The sequence below is a fragment of the Pseudomonas sp. PGPR40 genome, assembly GCF_022014505.1.
Lineage (GTDB): Bacteria > Pseudomonadota > Gammaproteobacteria > Pseudomonadales > Pseudomonadaceae > Aquipseudomonas.
In genome coordinates this window covers 1-20,298 of sequence record NZ_JAKLSP010000003.1, presented here as the reverse complement: position 1 = coordinate 20,298, position 20,298 = coordinate 1, and the positions used below count along the sequence as shown (strand labels likewise).

Sequence of the window (20,298 nt, the reverse complement as noted above, 5' to 3'; positions counted from 1 at the left end):
AAAGTGTGTTGGGTGTGTCGGGTGTGTGTCGGGTTGGTTTTTGGTACCCCACACAATTCCGGACCTTTATTTGTGCGGCTTTCCGGCAGTTGTGCCGGGTGTGTTGGGTTTGTCGTCGCGCACGCGCATACGTGACGTTAAATGCACCGAAAAGAAGGGCGGGATTTTTTTCTTATGCGAGGAACAAGAAACCCAACAAACCCAACACACTCAACTCAAAGTTGATAAGGGTATTGATTTTAAAAGGATTTATTTGTGTTGGGTTTGTGTTGGGTTGCGGGTTTTCTGTGTTGGGTTCGGTTTTTCGGGGGGAAGGGCGATGATTGAGGCAATGGAAGTACTGCTGAAGCACTGGGGCGAACAATGCCGTCTCAATGGCGAAAGCGGCGGCATGGGCAGCCCGATGGCAACGATCATGGAGTGGGGCGGATGTGCACCTCGCGGCACGCCTGGCTCGCGGATCATCCTCGGTGCTGGAGCTGGTCCTGATGGTGTTGCTCAAGAGATTACCGCCGCGCTGTCGGAGATTGCTCGGCAGGATGAGCGCGGTGAGCGGTTGCAGCGGTTGGCAGCCTTGCGTTATGGCGATGATCCGGCGCCGACCTGGCTTATGCAGTTGCATCTGCTGGGGTTGGAGTCGAGAGCGAAACAGACTTACTACGACCAGGTGCACCGGCTGCATGAGCGGCTGTTGGAAGTGTTGACCGAGCGTGCCGATGCCCGTAAGTGGCTTACCGCTGGTCGGGGCGTTTTGCCTCAAAGTCTCCTCAAAGTTGCGTCAAAGTTGCATCGAGCCGGATAACCGAAAGTGCCCCCTTTTCGGTTCCGTACTCAGGGGGTAAAAAGTCACCACGATATGAAATTTGCGCCTTGGCGCTTACCTCGCACGTGCTGTGCAGCTTCACCCGGCCCTCCCTGAGCCGGTCACCTAACCCCGCTTCGGCGGGGTTTTCATTTTGCTGCCGGCCCTGATGCGAGCCGCCAGTCTTGCCCGAGACAGTAGGGCTTTTCTTCCGTCGCCGAGGAGGCAACGCATGTCGACTGAACAGGAGGTGCAGCAGTCGCTGGCCGATCTTCCTACCTGGCTGCTGATTCTGGTGGCGCTTGCAGGTTTAACTGGGGAGATGTGGCGCGCTGATGCGGCAGGGATGGCTGTGCCGGTGTTGATCAAACGGGTGCTGTTGCGCTTCGGCGCTTCGGCAGTGTTTGGTCTGGCGACGGTAATGCTTGCCACTGCCTTGAGCTGTAGCCTGATGACGGCTGCCGCGATCGGCAGCGTCGTGGCTTGCCTCGGTGCCGATGTAGCCAGCGGGTTGTACGCTCGTTGGCTGGCGAAGAAGGCCGGCCTGTGCGAGGTCCCGCCGAGCAGTCAGCATGAGCAGTGATCGGCGGGGCAGTAGCACAGAGCGGGGTTATGGATACAAGTGGCAGAAGTCCCGTGATGGGCACCTAAGTCAGTTTCCCTATTGCACCATGTGCTCGACTGATCAACGGCCAGTCGCTGCGACCATTGTCGACCACAAGACCGCACCCAAGCTGAAGGACGCCAAGGACAGTGGTGATCCGGTTCGTATCAAGGCGGCATGGAAGCTGTTCTGGAACCCGAAGAACTGGGCGAGCCTGTGCAAGTTCTGCCACGACTCGACCAAGCAACGGATGGAGAAGAGCGGCCGGCTCCCTGGCTGTCAGGCAGACGGCAGACCAGTCGATCCGGGCCACCACTGGAATCGGTGATCGGCACCCTTCGGTGCACCAAAAAAATGCACCACCCCGAGGGTAGGGGGGGTGAAAAACTTCTTTCGGACTTCGTTCTAGACCGCTCGCCCCCCTCTCTTCGCAAAGTCGGGAAAAATGAGGGGAGGGGGGTATCAATAGGCAGGGGTATTTATGGCCGGAAACGGAAACTCGGGTCGCCCTGGAAAACCAGCGGTGCTCAAACTTTTGCAGGGAAATCGGGGCCGGGAAAATCTCGGTGACCTGCTGGCCGAAGCCACTTCGCCGGCGGTCCCCGTCGGGGCACCGCCGATGCCAGACGTCCTGTCGACAGAGGCGATTGCTGAATGGGAACAGTTGGTTCCCGCACTGATCGCCCTCGGTATCGTTTCGAACCTGGATTCGATGGCGCTGGCGACTTATTGCCAGGCCGCCGCTGATTGGCGCCGCTACCAGCGGCTGATCACCAAGCGCAACGCTGCATCCGATGACGAATTGGGTGGCGATATCCAGACCTTCAAAACCGGCGCGCAGCAAATGCACGTCCTCCGCCAGCTGGCGAACGACGCCGAAAAGCGCGCCAACGCCGCCGGCGCTCAGTTTGGCCTGTCGCCAATGTCCCGGCGCAATCTGAAAACCATGCCGGCGCCGCAAGGTGAGCTATTCCCCAATGAGCAACGAGACGCCGCAGACAAATACTTCAGTTGACGATCGCGTCACCTCCTTTGCCCATGCTGTATTGGCCGGCGAAATTGTCGCCGGTCCCAACGTTCGAAACGCTTCTAAACGTCATTTGCGGGACCTCGAACACGGACCGGCTCGCGGTTTGGTTTGGGATCTGGAAAAAGCCAATCGTGCGATCGGCTTTTTCGAAGATGTGCTTTGCCTCAACGGAGGTGATTACGAAGGCATGCCTTTCCTGCTCGCACCCTGGCAGGCATTTGTGGTCGGAAGTTTGTTTGGCTGGATGACCGTTGACGGTTATCGGCGTTTCCGACTGGGCTACATCGAGACTGGCAAGGGCTCTGGTAAAAGCCCATTGGTTGGTGGGATCGGCCTTTACGGGTTGGTTGCCGACGGTGAACAGCGCGCTGAAATTTATGCGGCGGCCACCAAGCGCGATCAGGCGATGATCTTGTTTCGCGATGCCGTGTCGATGGTGGACATGTCGGAAAAACTTCGCTCCCGGCTCGTGCAGTCGGGGCGCGACGAAAAGGTCTGGAACCTGTTCTATCCGAGCACCAATTCCTTCTTCAGGCCGATCAGTGCCGACGAAGGCAAGTCCGGCCCACGGCCCCACATTGGGTTGCTCGATGAGGTGCACGAGCACAAGAGCGCGGCCACTGTGAACATGATGCGCGCCGGTACCAAGAACCGCCGCAAAGCCATGGTGGTGATGATCACCAACAGCGGTTCCGACAAGAAGACGGTCTGCGGTCAGTACCACGATCTGGGCGTGCGGATCTGCGCGGCCATTGAAGATGACGACAGTTTCTTCGCGTTCATCTGCTCGCTGGATGAAGGTGATGACCCATTCAAGGACGAAGCCTGCTGGCCCAAGGTCAACCCCTCGCTGGACTACATCGCCGAAGGGCAAAGCGATGGCATCCCCGGTCGTAAGTACTTGCGTGAGCAGGTCCAGTCGGCCCGAGGGTTGCCGGCTCAGGAGTCGGTGGTGCGCCGTCTCAACTTCTGCGAGTGGACGCAAGCCGATGCCCCGTGGATTTCTTGGGGTGTTTGGAAGCAGGCCGAAGAACGTGTGCCAATGCGGCTACTCCGGAACCGCCGATGTGTCGGCGGACTCGATCTTGCCAGCACCACGGACTTGACCGCATTCGTCCTGATCTTCTGGCCTGCCCCACACGATCCGCACTGGCGGCTGTTGCCGTACTTCTGGATCCCGGACGACGACCTGCAAGGGCGGGAGGACCGCGACAAGGTGCCCTACGCCATGTGGGTTAAAGATGGGCACCTTGAAACGACCCCGGGCCGGGCCATCAGCAAGCTGCATGTGCTGCGTCGCCTGGTCACGATCTGTGCGTATTTCGACGTCGAGCGCATCGCCTATGACCGGTGGCGCATTGAAGACCTGTTGCAGCTGATGTCCGAATACGACATCTCGCTGCCGGAAATGGTGGGCTTCGGCCAGGGCTACAAGGACATGGGGCCAGCGGTAGATGAGTTTGAGCGCCGCCTGCTGGGGCTGGCTCCTGAGCAGGACGTAATCGCTCTTGATCCCGCTGACTGGGAGGTCATTGAAAGCGAGACAGTTGAAACCCTGCGTCACGACGGCAACCCGGTAATGACCTGGTGCGCCGGCAACGCGGTGATCGTCTCCGATCCAGCCAATAACCGAAAGGCCGACAAGGCCAAGGCGACCGGTCGGATCGACGGCATCGTCGCATCCATCATGGCCGTCGGAATCAGCAGTAAGGCTGCGGGGCCGAGTGGCAAATCCATCTACGACGAAGGGGCGGGTATATGAAATTGGTCATCCTTTCATGGCTGGCCGGTCTGCTGGGCTTCGGTCTGCTGGTGTGCGGCGTGGCAATGATCAGTACGCCGGTTGCCTGCATAGTCGCAGGCCTCGGCTTGATGGCCTGGTCATTCCTTGCCGATCGCGCATCCGCCGCACTGAAAGCCAAATCCAAACCCCAAGGAGGTTGAGCATGTTCTTTTCAAGCGTGCTCGGCGAGGGGCGCGGCAATCTGACAGACACGGGTGGCGGCTTTTGGCGTGGTCTTCTGGGTGGCGGCCGCAACAGCACGGGCGTGAGGGTCACGCCGGAGTCGGCGTTGGGCCTGCCGATCCTGCAAAACTGCGTCACGCTCCTGGCCGAGACCATGGGACAACTGCCTTGCGAGATGTACCGCCGGCTGGACAAAGGCCAGCGCGAAGCGGCCATCAACCATCCGGCGTATGACGTCCTTCGGTACCAGCCAAACGGATTTCAGACGCCTTATGAATACCGGGAGTGCACGCAAGGTGCTGCTGGTTTGCGGGGTAACGCTTACAGCTTCATTGACCGTCGGGATGATGGAAACGTGGCGGCGCTCTGGCCGTTGTGCAACGACAAGGTGCAGGTACTGAAGGGCGGGGACATGCTGCCGTACTACCGGATCAGCGGTGGCGAAGCTCTGCCGATGCGCATGATCCACCACGTACGGTGGTTCAGCACCAACCATTACGTAGGGCTGTCGCCGATAGAGGTCCATGCCGAATCGTTGGGGTTGGCTCAGGCGGTGCGGCAATACACGGGTAAAAGCTTCGCCAACGGTGTGACCGTCTCCGGTGTGATCGAGCGGCCGCGTGAGGCCCCGGCGATCAAGGATCAAGGCAGCATCGACAAGATTGTCGATCAGTGGGGGCAAAAGTTTGGCGGCATGGACAACGCCAAGAAGGTTGCGCTGCTGCAGGAGGGCATGACCTTCAAGCCCGTCTCCATGAACAACGTCGATGCCGAAGTGCTGGGGATTCTCAAAACCACCGGTACCGACATCGCCCGCATTTACAAGATCCCACTGCCCATGGTCAACGACCTGGAGAAGTCCAACTACAACACGCTTGAGCAGCTGATGATTCAGTTCGTGGTGTTCGCGTTGTTGCCTTGGGTCAAGCGTCACGAGCAGTCGATGATGCGCGACTTTCTATTGCCCGCTGACCGGCGTGAGTACTTCATCGAATTCAACTTGTCTGGCCTGCTGCGGGGCGACCAGAAAAGTCGGTATGAGGCCTACGCCATCGGGCGCCAGTGGGGCTGGCTCAGCGTCAACGACATCCGCCGGCTGGAGAACATGCCTCCGGTACCGGGCGGTGAGATTTACCTGCAACCGCTGAACATGGTGGACGCCGGCAAGGGTGCTCCTGATCTGACTAACCCCAACGTGCGAGCGCAGCTCGAACTGCGGCACGCTGAAATTGAGAGGATGTTGGCGCAATGAAACACTATCTGCGAGCTTCCAGCCTGCTGTTCAATCAGCCGCTGTTAGTGACGCCTGACATGTTGGACCTCGGCGTTCGCTGGGCCAACCAGGCAATGAGCTTGAACATCGTCAACATCGGGGCTGTAGCAGGCGCCGGTCTTTGGTCGGATGATGGCCTGGACCGCATCGCCCAGCGCGAAGAAGAACGCCGCACATCCATTGCCCGCACCGGTATCGAAGTGATTCCGGTTAGCGGCGTGTTGGTCAGTCGCGGCAGCCACGTCAGCATGTGCGAGACGATGACCAGCTATGAAACGCTGCGGGCTCAGATTCGCAACGCTGTCGCGGATCCGATGGTCGAGCGCATCGTGTTGGACATCGACAGCCCCGGCGGTTCCGCTGTCGGCGCATTCGAGCTGGCGGCCGACATTCGCGCCATGGCGCAGCAGAAGCCCATCACCGGCATCGTCAACTTTATGGCCTACAGCGGCGGCTACCTGATCGGCGCGGCCTGTAGCGAACTGGTGGTGAGCCAGACCAGTGGTGTCGGCTCCATCGGAGTCATCGCCAGTCACATGGATCGATCCAAGCAAGAGGAAGGGATGGGCGTCAAGGTGACTACTGTGTTTGCCGGCGCTCACAAAAACGACCTCAGCCCTCACGAACCTTTGAGTGACCAGTCGCTCAAGTACCTCAACGACGTCGTGCAGGAGAGCTATCAGCTCTTCGTCAATGCGATTGCCGATTACCGCGGGCTCTCGGTAAAGCAGGTCATTGCCACTGAGGCGGGCTTGTACCGAGGGCAGGCCGGCATCGCGGCGGGCCTCGCCGATCGCATGCAAAGCCCCCAACAAGCCGTCGATGATTTATCCAACTCGGTGGCACAGAGTCGAGCCATCCGGCAGCAAGGCCGTCTTTCGGTCCGTGCAGCTGCAATGGATTTTCAAACCAAGATCTGACCGCGTTCGCGGCAGTCGTTCGAAGCCCGCCTCGTGCGGGTTTTTTAATGCCCAGGAGGCACCATGTCCCTTGTACTTCAATTGCGTAGCGAACGCGCCAAACTCAATGAGTCGCTTCAGGCTCTGGCAAAGCTTGAGTCTGGCGGTGAAACCCTGTCGGCTGAGCAACTGACTCAATTCACCAGTCTGGAAGCTCAGTTCAATGCGCTGACTGATAAAATCAGCCGCGCCGAACAGGCTGAGCGAATGGCCGCCGCCAGTGCGGTACCGGTCAGTGAGTCGGCGCAAGGCCGCACCGGTCCACCACCAGGTTATATTTCCGGTTCGGGTCCAGCTGATTCGCCAGGTGTGCGCATGGCTCAGATGGTTCGGTTGCTGGCCGCTGCCGGTGGCAATCAGCAGCAGGCTGCTCAAATGGCAGAGCAAGGTGGTTATTCCACCGATGTTGCCATGGCTTTGAGCACCGTGACGCCGGGTGCCGGTGGTGTGTTGGTTCCTCAAAACTTTGCAACCGAAATCATTGAAGCTCTGCGCCCAATGTCGGTTGTGCGCAAGATGGGTACCCGGAGTCTGCCATTGAACAATGGCAACTTGACCATGCCGCGAATCACCGGCAACACCATCGTGACCTACATCGGTACCGAAACCGATATCCCGATCACCGGCATGACGTTCGCTGACACGAAGCTTTCCGCGAAAAAAGCAGCAGCGATTGTGCCTATCTCGAATGACCTGATTGCCAATGCCGGTATCAGTCCACGCATTGACGACATTGTTGTGAACGATCTGGCAGTGTCGATGGGGCTCTCGGAAGACCTGCACTTCATTCGTGCAGATGGTAGCGGCACGCTGCCCAAGGGCATGCGCTATTGGGCGCAGGCGTTCAACGTGTTGCCCGCTCCCGACACTGCTGACATCACCCTGGAAAAAATCGACCTGTTCTGCGGCGGCATGATGCTTCGCATCGAAACGGCCAATGTGATGATGAAGGACTGCGGTTGGTTGATGCATCCGCGCGTGTTTCGCTGGTTGCAATCGCTGCGTGATGGCAACGGCAACAAAGCCTATCCGGAAATTGAACAGGGTCTGTTCAAGGGTTACCCGGTTGGTCTTAGCAACCAGATCCCGGTCAACCTCGGCGCCGGCGGTAACGAGACCGAATTCTACTTCGTCAACTTCGCAGACATGATGATCGGCGAAGACATGGACCTGACGATCTCGTTCAGCAACGAGGCTTCGTATAAGGACTCCGAGGGCAACATGGTCAGCGCCTTCCAGCGTGACCAGACTCTGGTCAAGGTAATCGCCAAGCACGACTTCGGGCCACGCCACGTGGAGTGCATTGTGATCGCCGTCGCTGTGAAGTGGGGCGCCGGCATGTAATCCCTTTGCCCCGCTTCGGCGGGGCTTTGCATCTCTGAGGTCGAAACGATGAGCGATAAAGTTGTGGTGCGGTTTCTGAAAGCCTGGCGTGGTTACTCGGCAGACGAGTTGGCTGGGTTTGACGAAGAGGTTGTTGAAGGCCTGAAATCCAAGGGCTTTGCTGAAGTCTACGAAAAACCAAAAGCCGGTAAGACTGCAACGGCGAAAACCAGTAGTGCAAAAAATGTTGGTGAAGCGGGCGCGGCTAGCTCGCCCGCAGAGGCGGCAGGCGCAACGTCGAACGGTGCTGATGGCGGCGAAGGTAATACAGGTACCGATGACGAAGCGAAGCCGTAAGCCATGGCCCGTCGAATCGAGTACTTCGGCGACCCGGTCCTGACACTGGAACAGGTGGCTTTCCAGTGTCGGGTTGAGCCGGAGGATATGGAGCCGGCGCTGATTGAACAGATCATCATTCCCGGTGTTACCACCCAGTGCGAGTCGAAAACAGGTGCTTCGATTCGTGGTGCCGTTTACGAAGAAGAATGGCCAGCCGATCGGCAGAGCGGGCATGCCTTGGATGTTGGGCAGGCCAATGAGGTTGTCTCGGTTTTTTCGCAGCAGCCAGACGGAACATGGACCGAGCAGGCCGGACCATTCGAGTTGCGGCAGGACCAGCGGGAAAGCTTTCTGTTCTTCCCAGCATCTCGCCCCGGTGGTCGGCTTCGGATCCGCTACAAGGCCGGGCTCGATCTTGAACTTCACCCTGGTGTCCGCAACTGGCTGCTAATGGCGGCAGCGACAATCTACCGTCACCCGGAAATGTTCTTGGTGGGTCAGGCGTTGGCCGAACTGCCGTCGGCATTTTTAGATCACCTGGTGGCAGAGATCACCGTCCCCCCGAGGTTCTGAATATGGCCATGCGCGAACCGAGTGCGGGGGAGTTGGACCGGCGTATCACTCTAAGGTTGAGAACCGACATCCCGGCGCTGGATCAGGGGCTTGACTCGTTGTTCACCGATCAGAAAAAACGATGGGCAAAGATTGAGCCGGTCGGTACCGCTGTTTACGCGAACGGTGTCCAGACCGATGTGAAGATCAGCCATCGGGTGACCTTCTACTATCTGAAGGGCATGAACGAATCGCACGAAGTTGTGCACGGTGCCACGATTTATCGTGTTCGCAGGGTCGCGGACATGAACGGTAATCGTCGGTTTACCCTGCTTGAGGTTGAAGAGTTAGGACCGGAGCAAGCCGGGGGAGGGATCTATGGCTAACTCAGCTTCTGTTGACGGTTACTTGCATTTCGAGGGCTACGACAACCTGCCGCGAGATATCTTCGACAAGAAGAAAATTCGTGCAGGCATGCGCAAAGCCGGGCGCCTAGTGATGCAAAAGGCCCAGATGAACCTGGCTCTTGCACGTGGTGAAGAGGGCTACCCGGTCAATCGCACCGGGGCGACCTTGGAGTCGATCTCTTTCAAGGTGTCGCGATCGGGTTTCCTGGTCAGGGTTGCCCCGCGCAAGACCAGTGCCATGCCAGAGTTTTATCCAGCCTATTTGCACTACGGTGTGAAGAAAGGCCGTCGTCCTGGGAAGCTGGCACCCGGTAAGGGCAAGGGGCGGAAAAATCGTCGCGCCGCTGGTGCCCGCGCTCGACTCGTTGCTGAGCGGGCTGCCGGTGAGTGGCGTATCACGCCCCGTGACAACTACATGGCCGATGCATTGCAGGACTCCAAAGCAGACGTTCAAGCCATTCTCTCTGCGGCGTTCGCCGCGGCTCTGAGCTGATCTCCGCCAGCAGCTGCTGGCGCTTCTATCCCTGGAACAAAGATGAAAATCAGTCTGATCGTCGCGCACCTGCGTGCGTACTGTCCTGCCTTTTCCGGCCGTGTGTCTGCTGGTATCGATTGGGACGCCGTAGCCAATAGCGCAAAGCTGAGCCATCCGTCGGCATACGTGATCGCCGCCGGTGATGACGCTGCCGGTAACGACCTACAGAACGGAGTCCGCCAAGACATCACCGATTTGTTTGACGTGATCCTGGTGCTCGACAGCACCGATGAGCGCGGCCAAGAGGCAGCAGATCTGCTGCACGATTTGCGGGGTGGCCTATGGAAGGCGTTAGTGGGCTGGAAGCCCGGCACCGAGTACGACCCGATCGAGTACGGCGGTGGCAGCTTGGTCTTTATCAACCGGGCTCGTGTTGTGTACCGCTTCAGCTTTGAAGCTGCGTTTCAGCTGGGCCGAAACCGGGCGTCTGACCCTGCCGAAACTTGGGAGGAGTTTGAGCTTGATGGGCTTTCGGCGCTGGAAGGCGTCGATTTCAACGTCGACTTCATTGATCCCGCTGACCCCAACCTGCAGCGGCCTGGCCCCGATGGCCGGGTCGAGGCGACTTTCTCCGTTGAACTACCGCAACCCACTGAGGACTCTCCATGAGCCGCATGACTGTGTACCCGGCCGCGGGCCGGGTGGTGCCCGACCCTGAAGCTGGCGGCGACTTGCCCGCGGAGGGGCGTGAAGTCCCGCGTGACGCCTATTGGCTGCGCCGCCTGCAGGATCTGGACGTCACCCTCGACGCGCCGAAGAAGGCCAAAACCATCCCTAAAACCCCGGCTTTGTCCGAACCAGGGAGCACTGAATAATGGCGATCAGCTTTAACACCATCCCCAGCGATTTGCGCGTGCCGCTGTTTTACGCCGAGGTCGACAATTCGCAAGCCAACAGCGGTGGGTCGAGCATGCCGCGGCTGATCGTGGCACAGGTCAACGACGACGCCACTGCGGCGGAAATTGGCCAACTGACGCTGGTGTCGAGCCTGGGCCTGGCCAAGAGCATCGGCGGCATCGGCTCGATGCTGGCGCAGATGTACGACACCTGGTGCCGTAGCGATCCAGCGGGTGAGGTCTGGTGCCTGCCGCTTAAGGGCGTCGGCGTCAAGGCGTCCGGCACCGTGACCATCACCGGCACGGCCACCGCCGGTGGCGAGCTGAACCTGTACGTCGGTGGCAGCCGTGTGCGTGCGACCGTGGCCAAGGGCGCGACCCCGACGGCGGCGGCTGTGGCGTTGGCGGCGGCGGTGAATGCCGCCGGGCTGGCGGTGACGGCGGTGGCAGCCGTCGGTGTGGTGACGCTGACCTGCAAGTGGTCGGGCCTGAGCGGCAACGACCTGGCGCTGCACCTCAATCGCTTGGGCCGTAACAACGGCGAGTCCACGCCGGCCGGGCTGACGGTGGTAGTGGCACCGATGACCGGCGGTGTGGGGACACCTGACGTTGCGGTGGCCTTGGCCAGTCTCGGCGACGAGCCGTTCGAGTTCATCTGTGCGCCGTGGGCCGATGCCACCTCGTTGGATGCCTGGAAGGCTTTCATGGACGACTCCAGCGGTCGCTGGAGCTGGGCCAAACAACTTTATGGGCATGTCTACACCGCCCAGCGCGGCACCCTCGGTGAATTGGTGGCGTTGAGCGCTTCGCGCAACGATCAGCATGCGACGATTCACGGGTTTGAGGTCAGCTGCCCCGATCCGGTGTGGAACGTGGCCGCCGCCTATGCGGCGCGCACGGCGGTGTTCATCTCGGCCGATCCGGCGCGGCCGACGCAAACCGGTGAGCTATCAGGCATCACCCCGGCCCCGGCCGGCGCACGCTTCACCTTGACCGAGCGGCAGTCGTTATTGAACCGCGGCATTGCCACGGCCTACTTCGGCGGCGGTTCGCAGCGCATCGAGCGGGCGATCACCAGCTACCAGTTCAATGCCTTCGGCCAGGCGGATGATTCCTACCTGGACAGCGAGACGTTGCACCAGTCAGCGTTTGTGATCGGCTACCTGAAGTCGCGGGTCACCAGCAAGTACGGTCGACACAAGTTGGCCAATGACGGCACGCGCTTTGGCGCCGGCCAGGCCATCGTCACGCCGAACGTGATTCGCGCCGAAATGATCGCCGGCTACTACGCGCTGGAGCAGCTGGGCATTGTCGAAAACGCCGAAGCCTTTGCGGCCAACCTGATCGTCGAGCGCTCCGGCACCAACCCGAATCGGCTCAACGTGCTGTACCCGCCGGACCTGGTCAATCAGCTGCGGATCTTCGCGCTGCAGTACCAGTTCCGTCTGCAATACGCCGTGTGATCCAGCCAATGTTCATAGCCCGCCGCGTGCGGGCTTTTTTATAGGAGAGAGGCCATGGGCCAGAAAGTTGCGGGCACCGTCTACATCAAGGCAGACGGCGTTCAGTTCACCGTCACCGGTGGTGTGGAAGTGCCGCTGAGCGACAAAAAGCGCGAGTCGGTGGCGCCGGGCTGTTTCAAGGAAGAGGACCTGGTGCCGTATGTGAAGGCCACTGTGATCGATGCGCCGGACCTGCCGATCAAGCAACTCATGGAAGCCACCGACCAGACGGTCACCGTCGAGTTCAAGAACGGCCGGGTGTACGTGCTGGCGGGTGGGTTTGTGGTGGGCGAGCCGGCCTCCAAGGGCGACGACGGCACCATCGACATCCAATGGGATGGCAACAAAGGGGGGTTCCAATGAGTCAGGTGAGCGTACACAAACTGGCCGCGCCGATTCAGGCGCATGACGAGCAGGTGCTGGAGCTGACTCTGCGCCGGCCGACGGTGGCCGAGGTCCGCGAGATCAAGGCGCTGCCGTACAAGATCGACAAGGACGAAGCGGTGTCGCTCGACATGGACGTGGTGGCCAAATACATCGCCATCTGTGCGGCGATTCCGGGGCCATCGGTCAACCAGCTCGACCTTTCCGACCTGAACAACTTGGGCTGGGCCATCGCGGGTTTTTTCATGACTGCGGCATCGAAAAAGTCAGTGGCCTGATTGCCGTGGCCTATGACCTGGCCTTTTTTTGGAAAGTCGGACCCGAACAAATGATGGTGCTGCCGCTGGATACGTTCGCCGAATCGCTGGCGAACGCCCAACGCATTAATCAAGTTCAGCAGGGGTAGGGTATGGCCGATAAGTTTCAACTCAAGGCGCTGATCACCGGCGTCGATAAGCTGTCACCGACCCTGGCCGGTATTCGGAAGAACGTCGCCGGCTTTCGCAAAGGGCTGGAGCGCACCGGGCTGGGCAAGATCGGCTTTAGCGACGTTGTCACCGGCGGGGCCTTGGCGGCCCCGTTCATTGCCGGGGCCGCGGCGGCGATTCAGTTCGAGTCGGTCATGGCAGACGTCAAGAAGGTGGTCAATTTTGACACCCCGGCGCAGTTCAAAGAAATGGGTGAGGACATCGGCAAAATGTCTGACCGGCTGCCCATGGCCGCCAACGACATTGCCAAAATTGTCGCCGCCGGCGGCCAGTCGGGCATTGCCCGGGAGGAGCTGCTGGGCTTCGCCGAGGCCGCGGTGAAGATGGGCATTGCCTTCGACCAGAGCGCCGACGAAAGCGGCAGCATGATGGCGAGGTGGCGCACTGCGTTCAAAATGACTCAAACCGATGTGGTCGGCTTGGCGGATAGGATCAACTACCTGGGCAACACCGGCCCGGCCAACACCAAGCAGATTTCCGCCATCGTCACGGAGGTCGGGTCGCTGGGTGAGGTCGCAGGTCTTTCGTCGGGTCAGATCGCCGCGTTGGGCGCGACCATGGCCGGTGTCGGCGTGAAGCAAGATGTCGCCGCCACTGGCATCAAGAACTTCATGCTGGCAATGACGAAGGGCTCGGCGGCGACCAAGAGCCAAACGGAGGCCTACAAGGCGTTACGGCTGGACTCCAAAAGCGTTGCTGTGGCGATGCAAAAGGATGCCCAGGGGACAATGCTGGATCTGCTCAAGCGTATTTCGCAGGTCGATAAAGCCAAGCGCCCAGCGTTGCTCACCAATTTATTCGGTAGTGAATCAATCTCGGCGATTACGCCGCTGCTGACCAATCTGGAGTTGCTCGAGAGCAACTTGCAGAAAGTCGGCGACGCCTCGAAATACGCCGGCTCGATGGATGCGGAGTACGCCTCGCGGGCGGAAACCACGGCCAATAACCTGCAGCTGTTGCGCAACGCCGCAGCCAGTGTGGCGCGGGCAGTTGGCAATGCCCTGCTGCCGGGGATCAACGCCGTAGTGAATAGCCTGCGACCGATGATTTCTCAGGCGGCCGAACTGATCCAGGCCAACCCGCAGTTGGTCAAGGGCCTGGCCATCGCCGGCGCTGCTTTCACCGCGCTGCGCGTTGGGGTGTACGCCGCGACCGTGGCCACCCGGGTGTTGGGTGTGGCCTTTGCGGCGACACCGGTGGGCATCATTGCCGTCGCTATCGCGGCGGCGGCGGGTTTAATCGTGGGCAACTGGGAAACGATCGGGCCGTTCTTCACTGCACTCTGGGAGCTGATCAAGGCGCTGGCGACACCCTTTGTGGAGTTTATGAAGGGCGTGTTTGATTGGTCGCCGCTCGGGCTGCTGATCAAACACTGGTCGCCAATCACCGCCTTTTTTAAAGAACTGTGGGATGGGGTCAAACCGTACTTGCAGCCGATCCTCAGTGTGTTCGGGCTGGAAGAGGGCGGCGCCGGGCTCACCGCGAAAGTAGCCAGTTACGCCGAGGAGCAACGCCAACGCAATGCTGGCGTCGGCGGCGGCACCGGCGCGTTCCTGCAAGCCAATGCAGTGAGCCTGGCGCGGAATCAGCAGGCCGAACGCAACCTCACCCAAGCCGGCCTCGCCCCGGGCCAGCTGTTGCGCCCGCCGGTCATGCCGGCGCCGGGCGCCCTGCTACAGCAAGGCGCTGCGAATAACCGGGCGCAGCTGGAAGGCGGTCTGGTGATGCGTTTCGAGAATGCACCGGCCGGCTTTCGGGTCGATCCGGGGACTAGTAATCAGCCGGGTCTGTCGATCACGCCGAAGGTGGGCTACCGCACGTTGTCAGGGAGTAAGCCGCAATGAGTGAATGGCGTGACCGCAAACAAGGTGCCTCCTTTCGGGGGGTGCCGTTCCTGGTGGACAGCGACAGCGTGCCTGTCGGGCGGCGGACCCAGTTGCATGAATTCCCGCAGCGCGATCAACCCTTTGTCGAAGACCTCGGGCGGCGTACCCGGCAGTACAAGTTCACCGGCTTTGTCGCCGGGGATGACTTCCTGGCGCAACGTGACCGGCTGCTGACCGCGCTGGACAAACCTGGCCCCGGTGAGTTGGTGCACCCGTGGTTCGGTCGCCTGACCGTTACCGCCGGCGAATGCGAGCTGTCACATGCGCGCAATGAGCTGGGCATGGCGCGTTTTAACCTGGTGTTTATCGATGGCATGCTGGAATTCCCGGTGCAGTCGACGAATACCCGCCGGGCGCTGGCGGCCCAGGCACCGAGCCTGGTGGATTCGATCAAGGATCGCTTCAACACCGCCATGGCGCCGGTGGATCTGGCGCGGCAACGCACCAGTGCCGTGCGTTCGGCGGTGTCGGGGGCGCTGGGCTTTGCCCTGAAGTTCCTCAGTCCTGGTACCGCCTTGGGCAGCGATCTCAACGGCCTGGTGTCCTCGCTGATGAATGGCCCGGGGGCGTTCGCCGACAGTCTGCTTTCCGGGATCAGCGGCCTGGAGCGTTCTTTCAGCGGCTACGGCTCCGGCGGTGCGTTTAACGGTAGCCGCAGCAAGGCCGTGGAGTTGTCCGCGCTGCAGGCTTCGGCGCCGGTACCGGCGGACCCGCAGGTGGCGACGATTCAGAGCGCGGTGATTGGCCTGGTGCAAGATGCGGCGCTGCTGGATGTGCTGCTGGACATGGCCGAGGTGCCGGTCGCGGTCAGTCAGGGGGGCAGTGCGCCGGCGGCGGTGGACGTGCAGCTGTCGCAGCAAGGGGCCACGGTCGCGGCCGGTACCGAGGTCGAGACGGCCGTGCCGGTGGCCGATGACGTGCTGGCGGTGCGTGACGCGATCAGCGAGGCGGTGTGGTCGGTGGCGGGAGAAAGCCCGCCGGACCACTTCGGCGCGCTGAGCGAGGCGCGGGTGGCCCTGGATCGGCACTTGACCGAAGTGGCGCGCAGTGGGGTCGGGCTGCGCGTGTATGCCCCGGCTGAAACCGTGTCAGCCCTGGTGCTGGCTCATGCGCTGTATGGCGATGCGCGGCGCAGCGGGGAAATCGTTGCGCGCAACCGCGTGCGTCACCCGGGCTTTGTGCCCGCCACCGAACTTCAAGTCGCGAAAACCTAACCATGGACGAGCTGAACAAAGTCACCCTCAGCGTGGGTGGGCACGACTACGCCGGTTGGAAAAGCGTCAGCATCGGCGCGGGACTGGAACGCCAGGCGCGGGATTTCAACCTGGGCGTGACGTGGATCTGGCCGGGCAGTGGCGAGGTTCCGGTGCGGATTGGCCAAGGCGAAGCGGTGGAGGTGCGCATTGGCCCGGATCTGCTGTTGACCGGTTATGTGGACAAAACGCCGATTCGTTACGACGACAAGTCGGTGACCCTGAGCATTGGCGGGCGCTCGCGCACGGCGGACCTGGTCGACTGCGCTGCAGTCAATCAGCCCGGGCAATGGCGCGGGCAAAGCGTGCAGACGATCATCGCGGCGATTGCCGGCGAATACGGGATCAAGGTGGTCAACGATGCGGCGGTGACCTTGGGCCTCGAGGACCACACGCTGGAGCCCGGCGAGACCGCGTTTGAAAGCATCGACCGGCTGCTGACCTTGTCGCGGCTGTTCAGCACCGACGACGGCCAGGGGCGCCTGGTGATTGCCCGTCCGGGCAGCGCCGGGCGTGCGGTCGATATTCTGGAGCTGGGTAAAAACCTGCTGGCCGGCGATACCGAACTGGATTTCTCCGGCGTGTTTTCCGAATACGTCAGCAAGGGCCAACGCAGCGGCAGCGACGACAGTTTTGGCGCTGCGGCCAGCGAGGTCGAAGCGCGCCTGAGCGACCCACGGATTAACCGGAGGCGGGTGAAGGTCATTCAACAATCCGGGCAAATCACCCCAACGCTGGCCCGCGAGCGGGTCGAGTGGGAGCGGGCCAACGCGGTCGGTAAGGCCTTGACCATTAACTATGTGATTCAGGGCTGGCGACAAAGCAACGGCGCGCTGTGGCGGCACAACATGATTGTGCGGGTGGTCGACCGGTTGATCGGCCTGGACCGCGACATGCTGATCAGTGAAATCAGTTACGAGCTGGGCGAGCAGGGCACCACGGCGAAGATCAGCGTGGCGCCGCCGGAGGCTTCCCTGCCAGAGCCGAACGACGCGCAGGCCAAACGCAAACTGAAGAAAGGCAAAAAAAGCGACAACTTCGAATACCTCATTCCAGCGGATTACAAACCATGAGAAACATTCTGGCGCGCGGCCTGGTGGCCCTGGGCAACTCGGCGAGCAAGTTGCAAAGCCTGCAGCTGCGGTTGTTGGCCGGTGAGGTTAAAGACAACGTGGAGCACTTGGAGCCGTATGGCTTCACCGCCTGCCCCCTGGAAGGCGCCGAGGCACTGGCTGGCTTCATCGGCGGCGACCGCAGCCACGCGGTGGTGATCGTGGTCGCGGATCGGCGCTTCCGCCTGCAGGGACTCAAGTCGGGCGAGGTGGCCTTGTACACCGACGAAGGCGATTTCATTCATTTCAAACGCGGTCGGATTATCGACATTGAAACCGTGACCCTGAATATCAAGGCCACGCAGTCGGTGAACTTTGATACGCCGCTGATCAAAACGACCGGCCGCATTGAATCGGATGGCGATCAGGTCGCCGGCGACGTGAGCCAAATCAATCACCTGCATAACGGCGTGAAACAGGGCACCGAGCAAAGCGGGCCGCCGGCCGGGGGTGGGGCATGACGCGTGAAGATCTGTTGCGCCGCTCGGTGACCATCAGCCTGTTCACCTGGCGCCGGGCCGGGCCGGATGACCGGGTGGACGACAGCGACCGTAAGGGCTGGTGGGGCGACTGCGTGCCGACGGTGGCCGGCGACCAGATCGGCTCGCGGCTGTGGTTGTTGTCGCGGCGCACGCTGGTCGCGCAGACGCTGCAGGACGCCCAGGACTACGCCGAAGAGGCGCTGGCCTGGCTGCTTGATGATCAGATTGTCACGGCTGTGACGGTCACGGCCGAGCGGCAAGGCAACGACCGGATGAACCTGCGCGTGATGCTGACCGAGCAGAGCGGTGAAACGCTGGAACTGAATTTTGCAGACACTTGGGAGCTGATCAATGGCGTATGAGATTCCGACGCTGCCGGCGCTGATCCAGCGCACCGAGGCCGATTTTGAACGCAATGCCCCGGACGCCTTGCGCCGCGCGGATGCTAAGGTGGCGGCGCGGGCGTTGAGCGGTACGGCCTACGAGCTGTACGGCTATCAAGACTGGATCGCGCGCCAGTCCAACCCGGCGACGTGCGATGAAACCATGCTGCTGCACTGGGCCGATTGGCGTTTGGAGGAAGGTCCGACACCGGCCGTGGCGGCCAAGGGCCTGGCAACGGTGACGGGATCGAGCGGCGCTCTGGTCGACGCCGGCCAGCTCTATCAATTGCCGGACGGTCGACGCTATGTGGTGCTGCACGCTGTCACCCTGGTGAATGGTGCGGCCATCTTGCAAGTGGTGGCCGAAGACGTGGGCACTCTGGGCAACATCGAGGCCGGCACCCTGACGGCGGTGACGCCGGTACTGGGTGTCAACTCGGCGGCAGTCATTGGCGCGGATGGCATCGTTGGCGGCGCCGAAAAGGAAGGCATTGAAGCGCTGCGCGCGCGGGTTCAAGCGGCCTTCAAAAACCCAAGCAAGGTCGGCAACGGTGATGACTTTGTCGAGTGGGCATTAGAGGTGCCAGGCGTCACCCGGGCATGGGCCTTGCCGCGCTGGATGGGACCGGGCACGTTTGGCCTAGCGTTCGTGCGTGATGGTGATCCAAGCATTATTCCCACGCCGGCCCAGGTCGCCGAGGTCCAAGCCTATCTGGACAAGAAGCGGCCTGTTACCTCCGAGGTGTATGCCATTGCCCCAATCGAGCGGGTGATTGATTTCAGCGTCCGTCTGGTACCGGATGGCACCGCTCTGCGCGCCGCGGTCACGCAAGCGTTGCGAGGCCTGATTGTGGATGAAGGCGGGCCGAACCAAACACTGAAAATTTCCCGTATTCGGGCGACGATCAGTAATACCCCGGGTGAAACAGACAATGCCTTGAGCGTGCCGCCGAATGATGTGGTGATGGCGGCCAATGAGGTGGCAGTGCCGGGGGCAATCACATGGGTTTAACCGAGACGGATTACCAGCAGCAATTGCGCCAGATGTTACCGCCGGGTCCGGCGTTTGATCCGGCATTACAGCCGGACTGGGCGCAGATCGTGGCGGCCCTGGCCCCGGAATTGGCCCGGATCGAGGGCAACGGCGAGGCGTTGTTGCTGGAGTTGAACCCGGCCACGGCCACGGCGTTGTTGCCGTATTGGGAGGGCTATCTGGGCCTGCCGGATGTGTGCACGATGCCCGGCTCGCAAACCCTGGACGAGCGCCGGCAAGCGGTGCTCGACAAGCTGACCGCCACTGGTGCGCCGCAGCTGAGTTATTACCGAAAGCTTGGCACGCAGCTGGATATCGCCGTCGAGATTCAAGAGTTCCGCCCGGCCCGAGTGGGCCTGACCAGTGTCGGTGATTTCTTGTACGGGGCCGGTTGGCCGTGGAGCTGGATCGCCGCAGTGCCCATTGAGACCTATGGCACCGACGCGGCGGCCACGCTGGATTGCCGGCTGCAACGCGACGCCCCGGAATACACCGACGTGGTGCTGGGCTTTGGCCAAGAAGTTGTCGACGGCATTGTCGACACGGTGGACCAACTGTTGAACGCCGTTCATTACGTGATACCGGCCGCTGTGGCCGGTATCGAGGACGTATAACATGCAGAGAATTTCCAGCTGGACCGATCTGGTCGCGGCCCTAGGCCTCTTTCGTTACGGCACCGTAACGGGCGGGGTGGCCCCCACGCCACTCAAGGCGGAGTGGCTGAACATGGTTCAAGAAGAGTTGGTCAACGCTATCCTGGCTTATCTGCCAGAGCTTGATGCCAATGACCCCACGCAACTGCTCCAGGCCATTCAGGCCTCCGGCGCAAACTATGCTTTGAAGGCGACCACCTTGGCCGGCTATGGCATTTTGAATGCTTACACCAAGCCGGAGACCGATTGGCTGCTGTCACAAAAAGCCAATAACGCCATTACCTTGGCCGGCTACGGGATTGGCGACGCGTACACCAAGACGGCGGTCGATGCGTTGTTGGCGGTGATCAATGCTGCGTTGGCCGCCAAGCAAGCCTCGATAGATAACTTGGCAGCGATCAAGCAAGACAAGAACACGGCTTCCTTTGGCGTCGCCAGTTGGACGCGGGATTCCGCTACGGGGTCGCTTGAGCAGTTCGGTTCTTTCGATATGGGT

Annotated in this window: 27 protein-coding genes; all 27 read left to right on the top strand. The window is 61.1% G+C overall.

Going from position 1 to position 20,298, the window contains the following annotated elements:
- The first annotated feature begins 25 nt into the window (after window positions 1-25).
- The gene (locus MEB48_RS03955) at window positions 26-802 is read left to right on the top strand and encodes a hypothetical protein (RefSeq protein WP_237882084.1); all 777 of its coding nucleotides are present in this window, start codon (window positions 26-28) and stop codon (window positions 800-802) included.
- A 232-nt stretch (window positions 803-1,034) separates the two neighbouring features.
- The gene (locus MEB48_RS03950; protein ID WP_237882082.1) at window positions 1,035-1,385 is read left to right on the top strand and encodes a phage holin family protein; all 351 of its coding nucleotides are present in this window, start codon (window positions 1,035-1,037) and stop codon (window positions 1,383-1,385) included.
- Between the two features lie 88 nt (window positions 1,386-1,473).
- Window positions 1,474-1,734, top strand: a complete 261-nt coding sequence (locus MEB48_RS03945) for an HNH endonuclease (protein WP_237882080.1) — start codon at window positions 1,474-1,476, stop codon at window positions 1,732-1,734.
- Window positions 1,735-1,929: 195 nt separating this feature from the next.
- Window positions 1,930-2,421, top strand: coding sequence for a phage terminase small subunit P27 family (locus MEB48_RS03940; RefSeq protein WP_237882078.1), 492 nt, complete (start codon window positions 1,930-1,932; stop codon window positions 2,419-2,421).
- A complete protein-coding gene (locus MEB48_RS03935; RefSeq protein ID WP_237882076.1) occupies window positions 2,384-4,198 on the top strand; it encodes a terminase large subunit in 1,815 nt (604 codons plus the stop codon). Before MEB48_RS03940 ends, MEB48_RS03935 begins: the two co-directional genes overlap by 38 nt.
- On the top strand, window positions 4,195-4,380 hold the full coding sequence (locus tag MEB48_RS03930; protein ID WP_237882074.1) for a hypothetical protein: 186 nt from the start codon (window positions 4,195-4,197) through the stop codon (window positions 4,378-4,380). The genes MEB48_RS03935 and MEB48_RS03930 overlap by 4 nt, the downstream gene beginning before the upstream one ends.
- 2 nt (window positions 4,381-4,382) lie before the next feature.
- Window positions 4,383-5,654 (top strand): phage portal protein, encoded by a 1,272-nt coding sequence (locus MEB48_RS03925; protein ID WP_237882072.1) that lies wholly within the window; start codon window positions 4,383-4,385, stop codon window positions 5,652-5,654.
- The gene (locus tag MEB48_RS03920) at window positions 5,651-6,595 is read left to right on the top strand and encodes a S49 family peptidase (protein ID WP_237882071.1); all 945 of its coding nucleotides are present in this window, start codon (window positions 5,651-5,653) and stop codon (window positions 6,593-6,595) included. The genes MEB48_RS03925 and MEB48_RS03920 overlap by 4 nt, the downstream gene beginning before the upstream one ends.
- Window positions 6,596-6,658: 63 nt before the next feature.
- Window positions 6,659-7,978, top strand: a complete 1,320-nt coding sequence (locus MEB48_RS03915; protein ID WP_237882069.1) for a phage major capsid protein — start codon at window positions 6,659-6,661, stop codon at window positions 7,976-7,978.
- Between the two features lie 48 nt (window positions 7,979-8,026).
- Window positions 8,027-8,314 (top strand): hypothetical protein, encoded by a 288-nt coding sequence (locus MEB48_RS03910; RefSeq protein WP_237882067.1) that lies wholly within the window; start codon window positions 8,027-8,029, stop codon window positions 8,312-8,314.
- Between the two features lie 3 nt (window positions 8,315-8,317).
- Window positions 8,318-8,869, top strand: coding sequence for a hypothetical protein (locus tag MEB48_RS03905; RefSeq protein WP_237882065.1), 552 nt, complete (start codon window positions 8,318-8,320; stop codon window positions 8,867-8,869).
- A gap of 2 nt (window positions 8,870-8,871) precedes the next feature.
- A complete protein-coding gene (locus MEB48_RS03900) occupies window positions 8,872-9,234 on the top strand; it encodes a phage head closure protein (protein WP_237882063.1) in 363 nt (120 codons plus the stop codon).
- On the top strand, window positions 9,227-9,748 hold the full coding sequence (locus tag MEB48_RS03895; RefSeq protein WP_237882061.1) for a hypothetical protein: 522 nt from the start codon (window positions 9,227-9,229) through the stop codon (window positions 9,746-9,748). The genes MEB48_RS03900 and MEB48_RS03895 overlap by 8 nt, the downstream gene beginning before the upstream one ends.
- Window positions 9,749-9,790: 42 nt before the next feature.
- A complete protein-coding gene (locus tag MEB48_RS03890) occupies window positions 9,791-10,399 on the top strand; it encodes a phage tail terminator protein (protein WP_237882059.1) in 609 nt (202 codons plus the stop codon).
- Window positions 10,396-10,605 carry a DUF2635 domain-containing protein gene (locus MEB48_RS03885; RefSeq protein ID WP_237882057.1) on the top strand — a complete coding sequence of 70 codons (210 nt, stop codon included), beginning with the start codon at window positions 10,396-10,398 and terminating at the stop codon, window positions 10,603-10,605. The genes MEB48_RS03890 and MEB48_RS03885 overlap by 4 nt, the downstream gene beginning before the upstream one ends.
- A complete protein-coding gene (locus tag MEB48_RS03880; protein WP_237882055.1) occupies window positions 10,605-12,089 on the top strand; it encodes a phage tail sheath subtilisin-like domain-containing protein in 1,485 nt (494 codons plus the stop codon). Before MEB48_RS03885 ends, MEB48_RS03880 begins: the two co-directional genes overlap by 1 nt.
- A 54-nt stretch (window positions 12,090-12,143) precedes the next feature.
- Complete coding sequence (locus MEB48_RS03875) at window positions 12,144-12,491, top strand: phage tail tube protein (protein ID WP_237882053.1); 348 nt, start codon at window positions 12,144-12,146, stop codon at window positions 12,489-12,491.
- Complete coding sequence (locus tag MEB48_RS03870) at window positions 12,488-12,790, top strand: phage tail assembly protein (RefSeq protein WP_237882051.1); 303 nt, start codon at window positions 12,488-12,490, stop codon at window positions 12,788-12,790. The genes MEB48_RS03875 and MEB48_RS03870 overlap by 4 nt, the downstream gene beginning before the upstream one ends.
- A 5-nt stretch (window positions 12,791-12,795) precedes the next feature.
- Window positions 12,796-12,918: a hypothetical protein gene (locus MEB48_RS29085; RefSeq protein WP_269137383.1), complete on the top strand. Its 123-nt coding sequence runs from the start codon at window positions 12,796-12,798 to the stop codon at window positions 12,916-12,918.
- A gap of 3 nt (window positions 12,919-12,921) precedes the next feature.
- Complete coding sequence (locus MEB48_RS03865) at window positions 12,922-14,844, top strand: phage tail tape measure protein (RefSeq protein ID WP_237882049.1); 1,923 nt, start codon at window positions 12,922-12,924, stop codon at window positions 14,842-14,844.
- Window positions 14,841-16,100, top strand: coding sequence for a DNA circularization protein (locus MEB48_RS03860; RefSeq protein ID WP_237882047.1), 1,260 nt, complete (start codon window positions 14,841-14,843; stop codon window positions 16,098-16,100). Before MEB48_RS03865 ends, MEB48_RS03860 begins: the two co-directional genes overlap by 4 nt.
- A 2-nt stretch (window positions 16,101-16,102) precedes the next feature.
- Window positions 16,103-17,212: a phage baseplate assembly protein gene (locus MEB48_RS03855; RefSeq protein WP_237882045.1), complete on the top strand. Its 1,110-nt coding sequence runs from the start codon at window positions 16,103-16,105 to the stop codon at window positions 17,210-17,212.
- Complete coding sequence (locus MEB48_RS03850) at window positions 17,209-17,712, top strand: phage baseplate assembly protein V (protein ID WP_237882042.1); 504 nt, start codon at window positions 17,209-17,211, stop codon at window positions 17,710-17,712. Before MEB48_RS03855 ends, MEB48_RS03850 begins: the two co-directional genes overlap by 4 nt.
- Window positions 17,709-18,095 (top strand): phage GP46 family protein, encoded by a 387-nt coding sequence (locus MEB48_RS03845; protein ID WP_237882040.1) that lies wholly within the window; start codon window positions 17,709-17,711, stop codon window positions 18,093-18,095. The genes MEB48_RS03850 and MEB48_RS03845 overlap by 4 nt, the downstream gene beginning before the upstream one ends.
- A complete protein-coding gene (locus MEB48_RS03840) occupies window positions 18,085-19,128 on the top strand; it encodes a baseplate J/gp47 family protein (protein ID WP_237882038.1) in 1,044 nt (347 codons plus the stop codon). Before MEB48_RS03845 ends, MEB48_RS03840 begins: the two co-directional genes overlap by 11 nt.
- Window positions 19,119-19,763 carry a putative phage tail protein gene (locus tag MEB48_RS03835; protein ID WP_237882036.1) on the top strand — a complete coding sequence of 215 codons (645 nt, stop codon included), beginning with the start codon at window positions 19,119-19,121 and terminating at the stop codon, window positions 19,761-19,763. Before MEB48_RS03840 ends, MEB48_RS03835 begins: the two co-directional genes overlap by 10 nt.
- A 1-nt stretch (window position 19,764) precedes the next feature.
- Window positions 19,765-20,298, top strand: a 534-nt coding sequence (locus MEB48_RS03830; protein ID WP_237882034.1) for a phage tail protein, incomplete at its 3' end; no start/stop codon positions are given.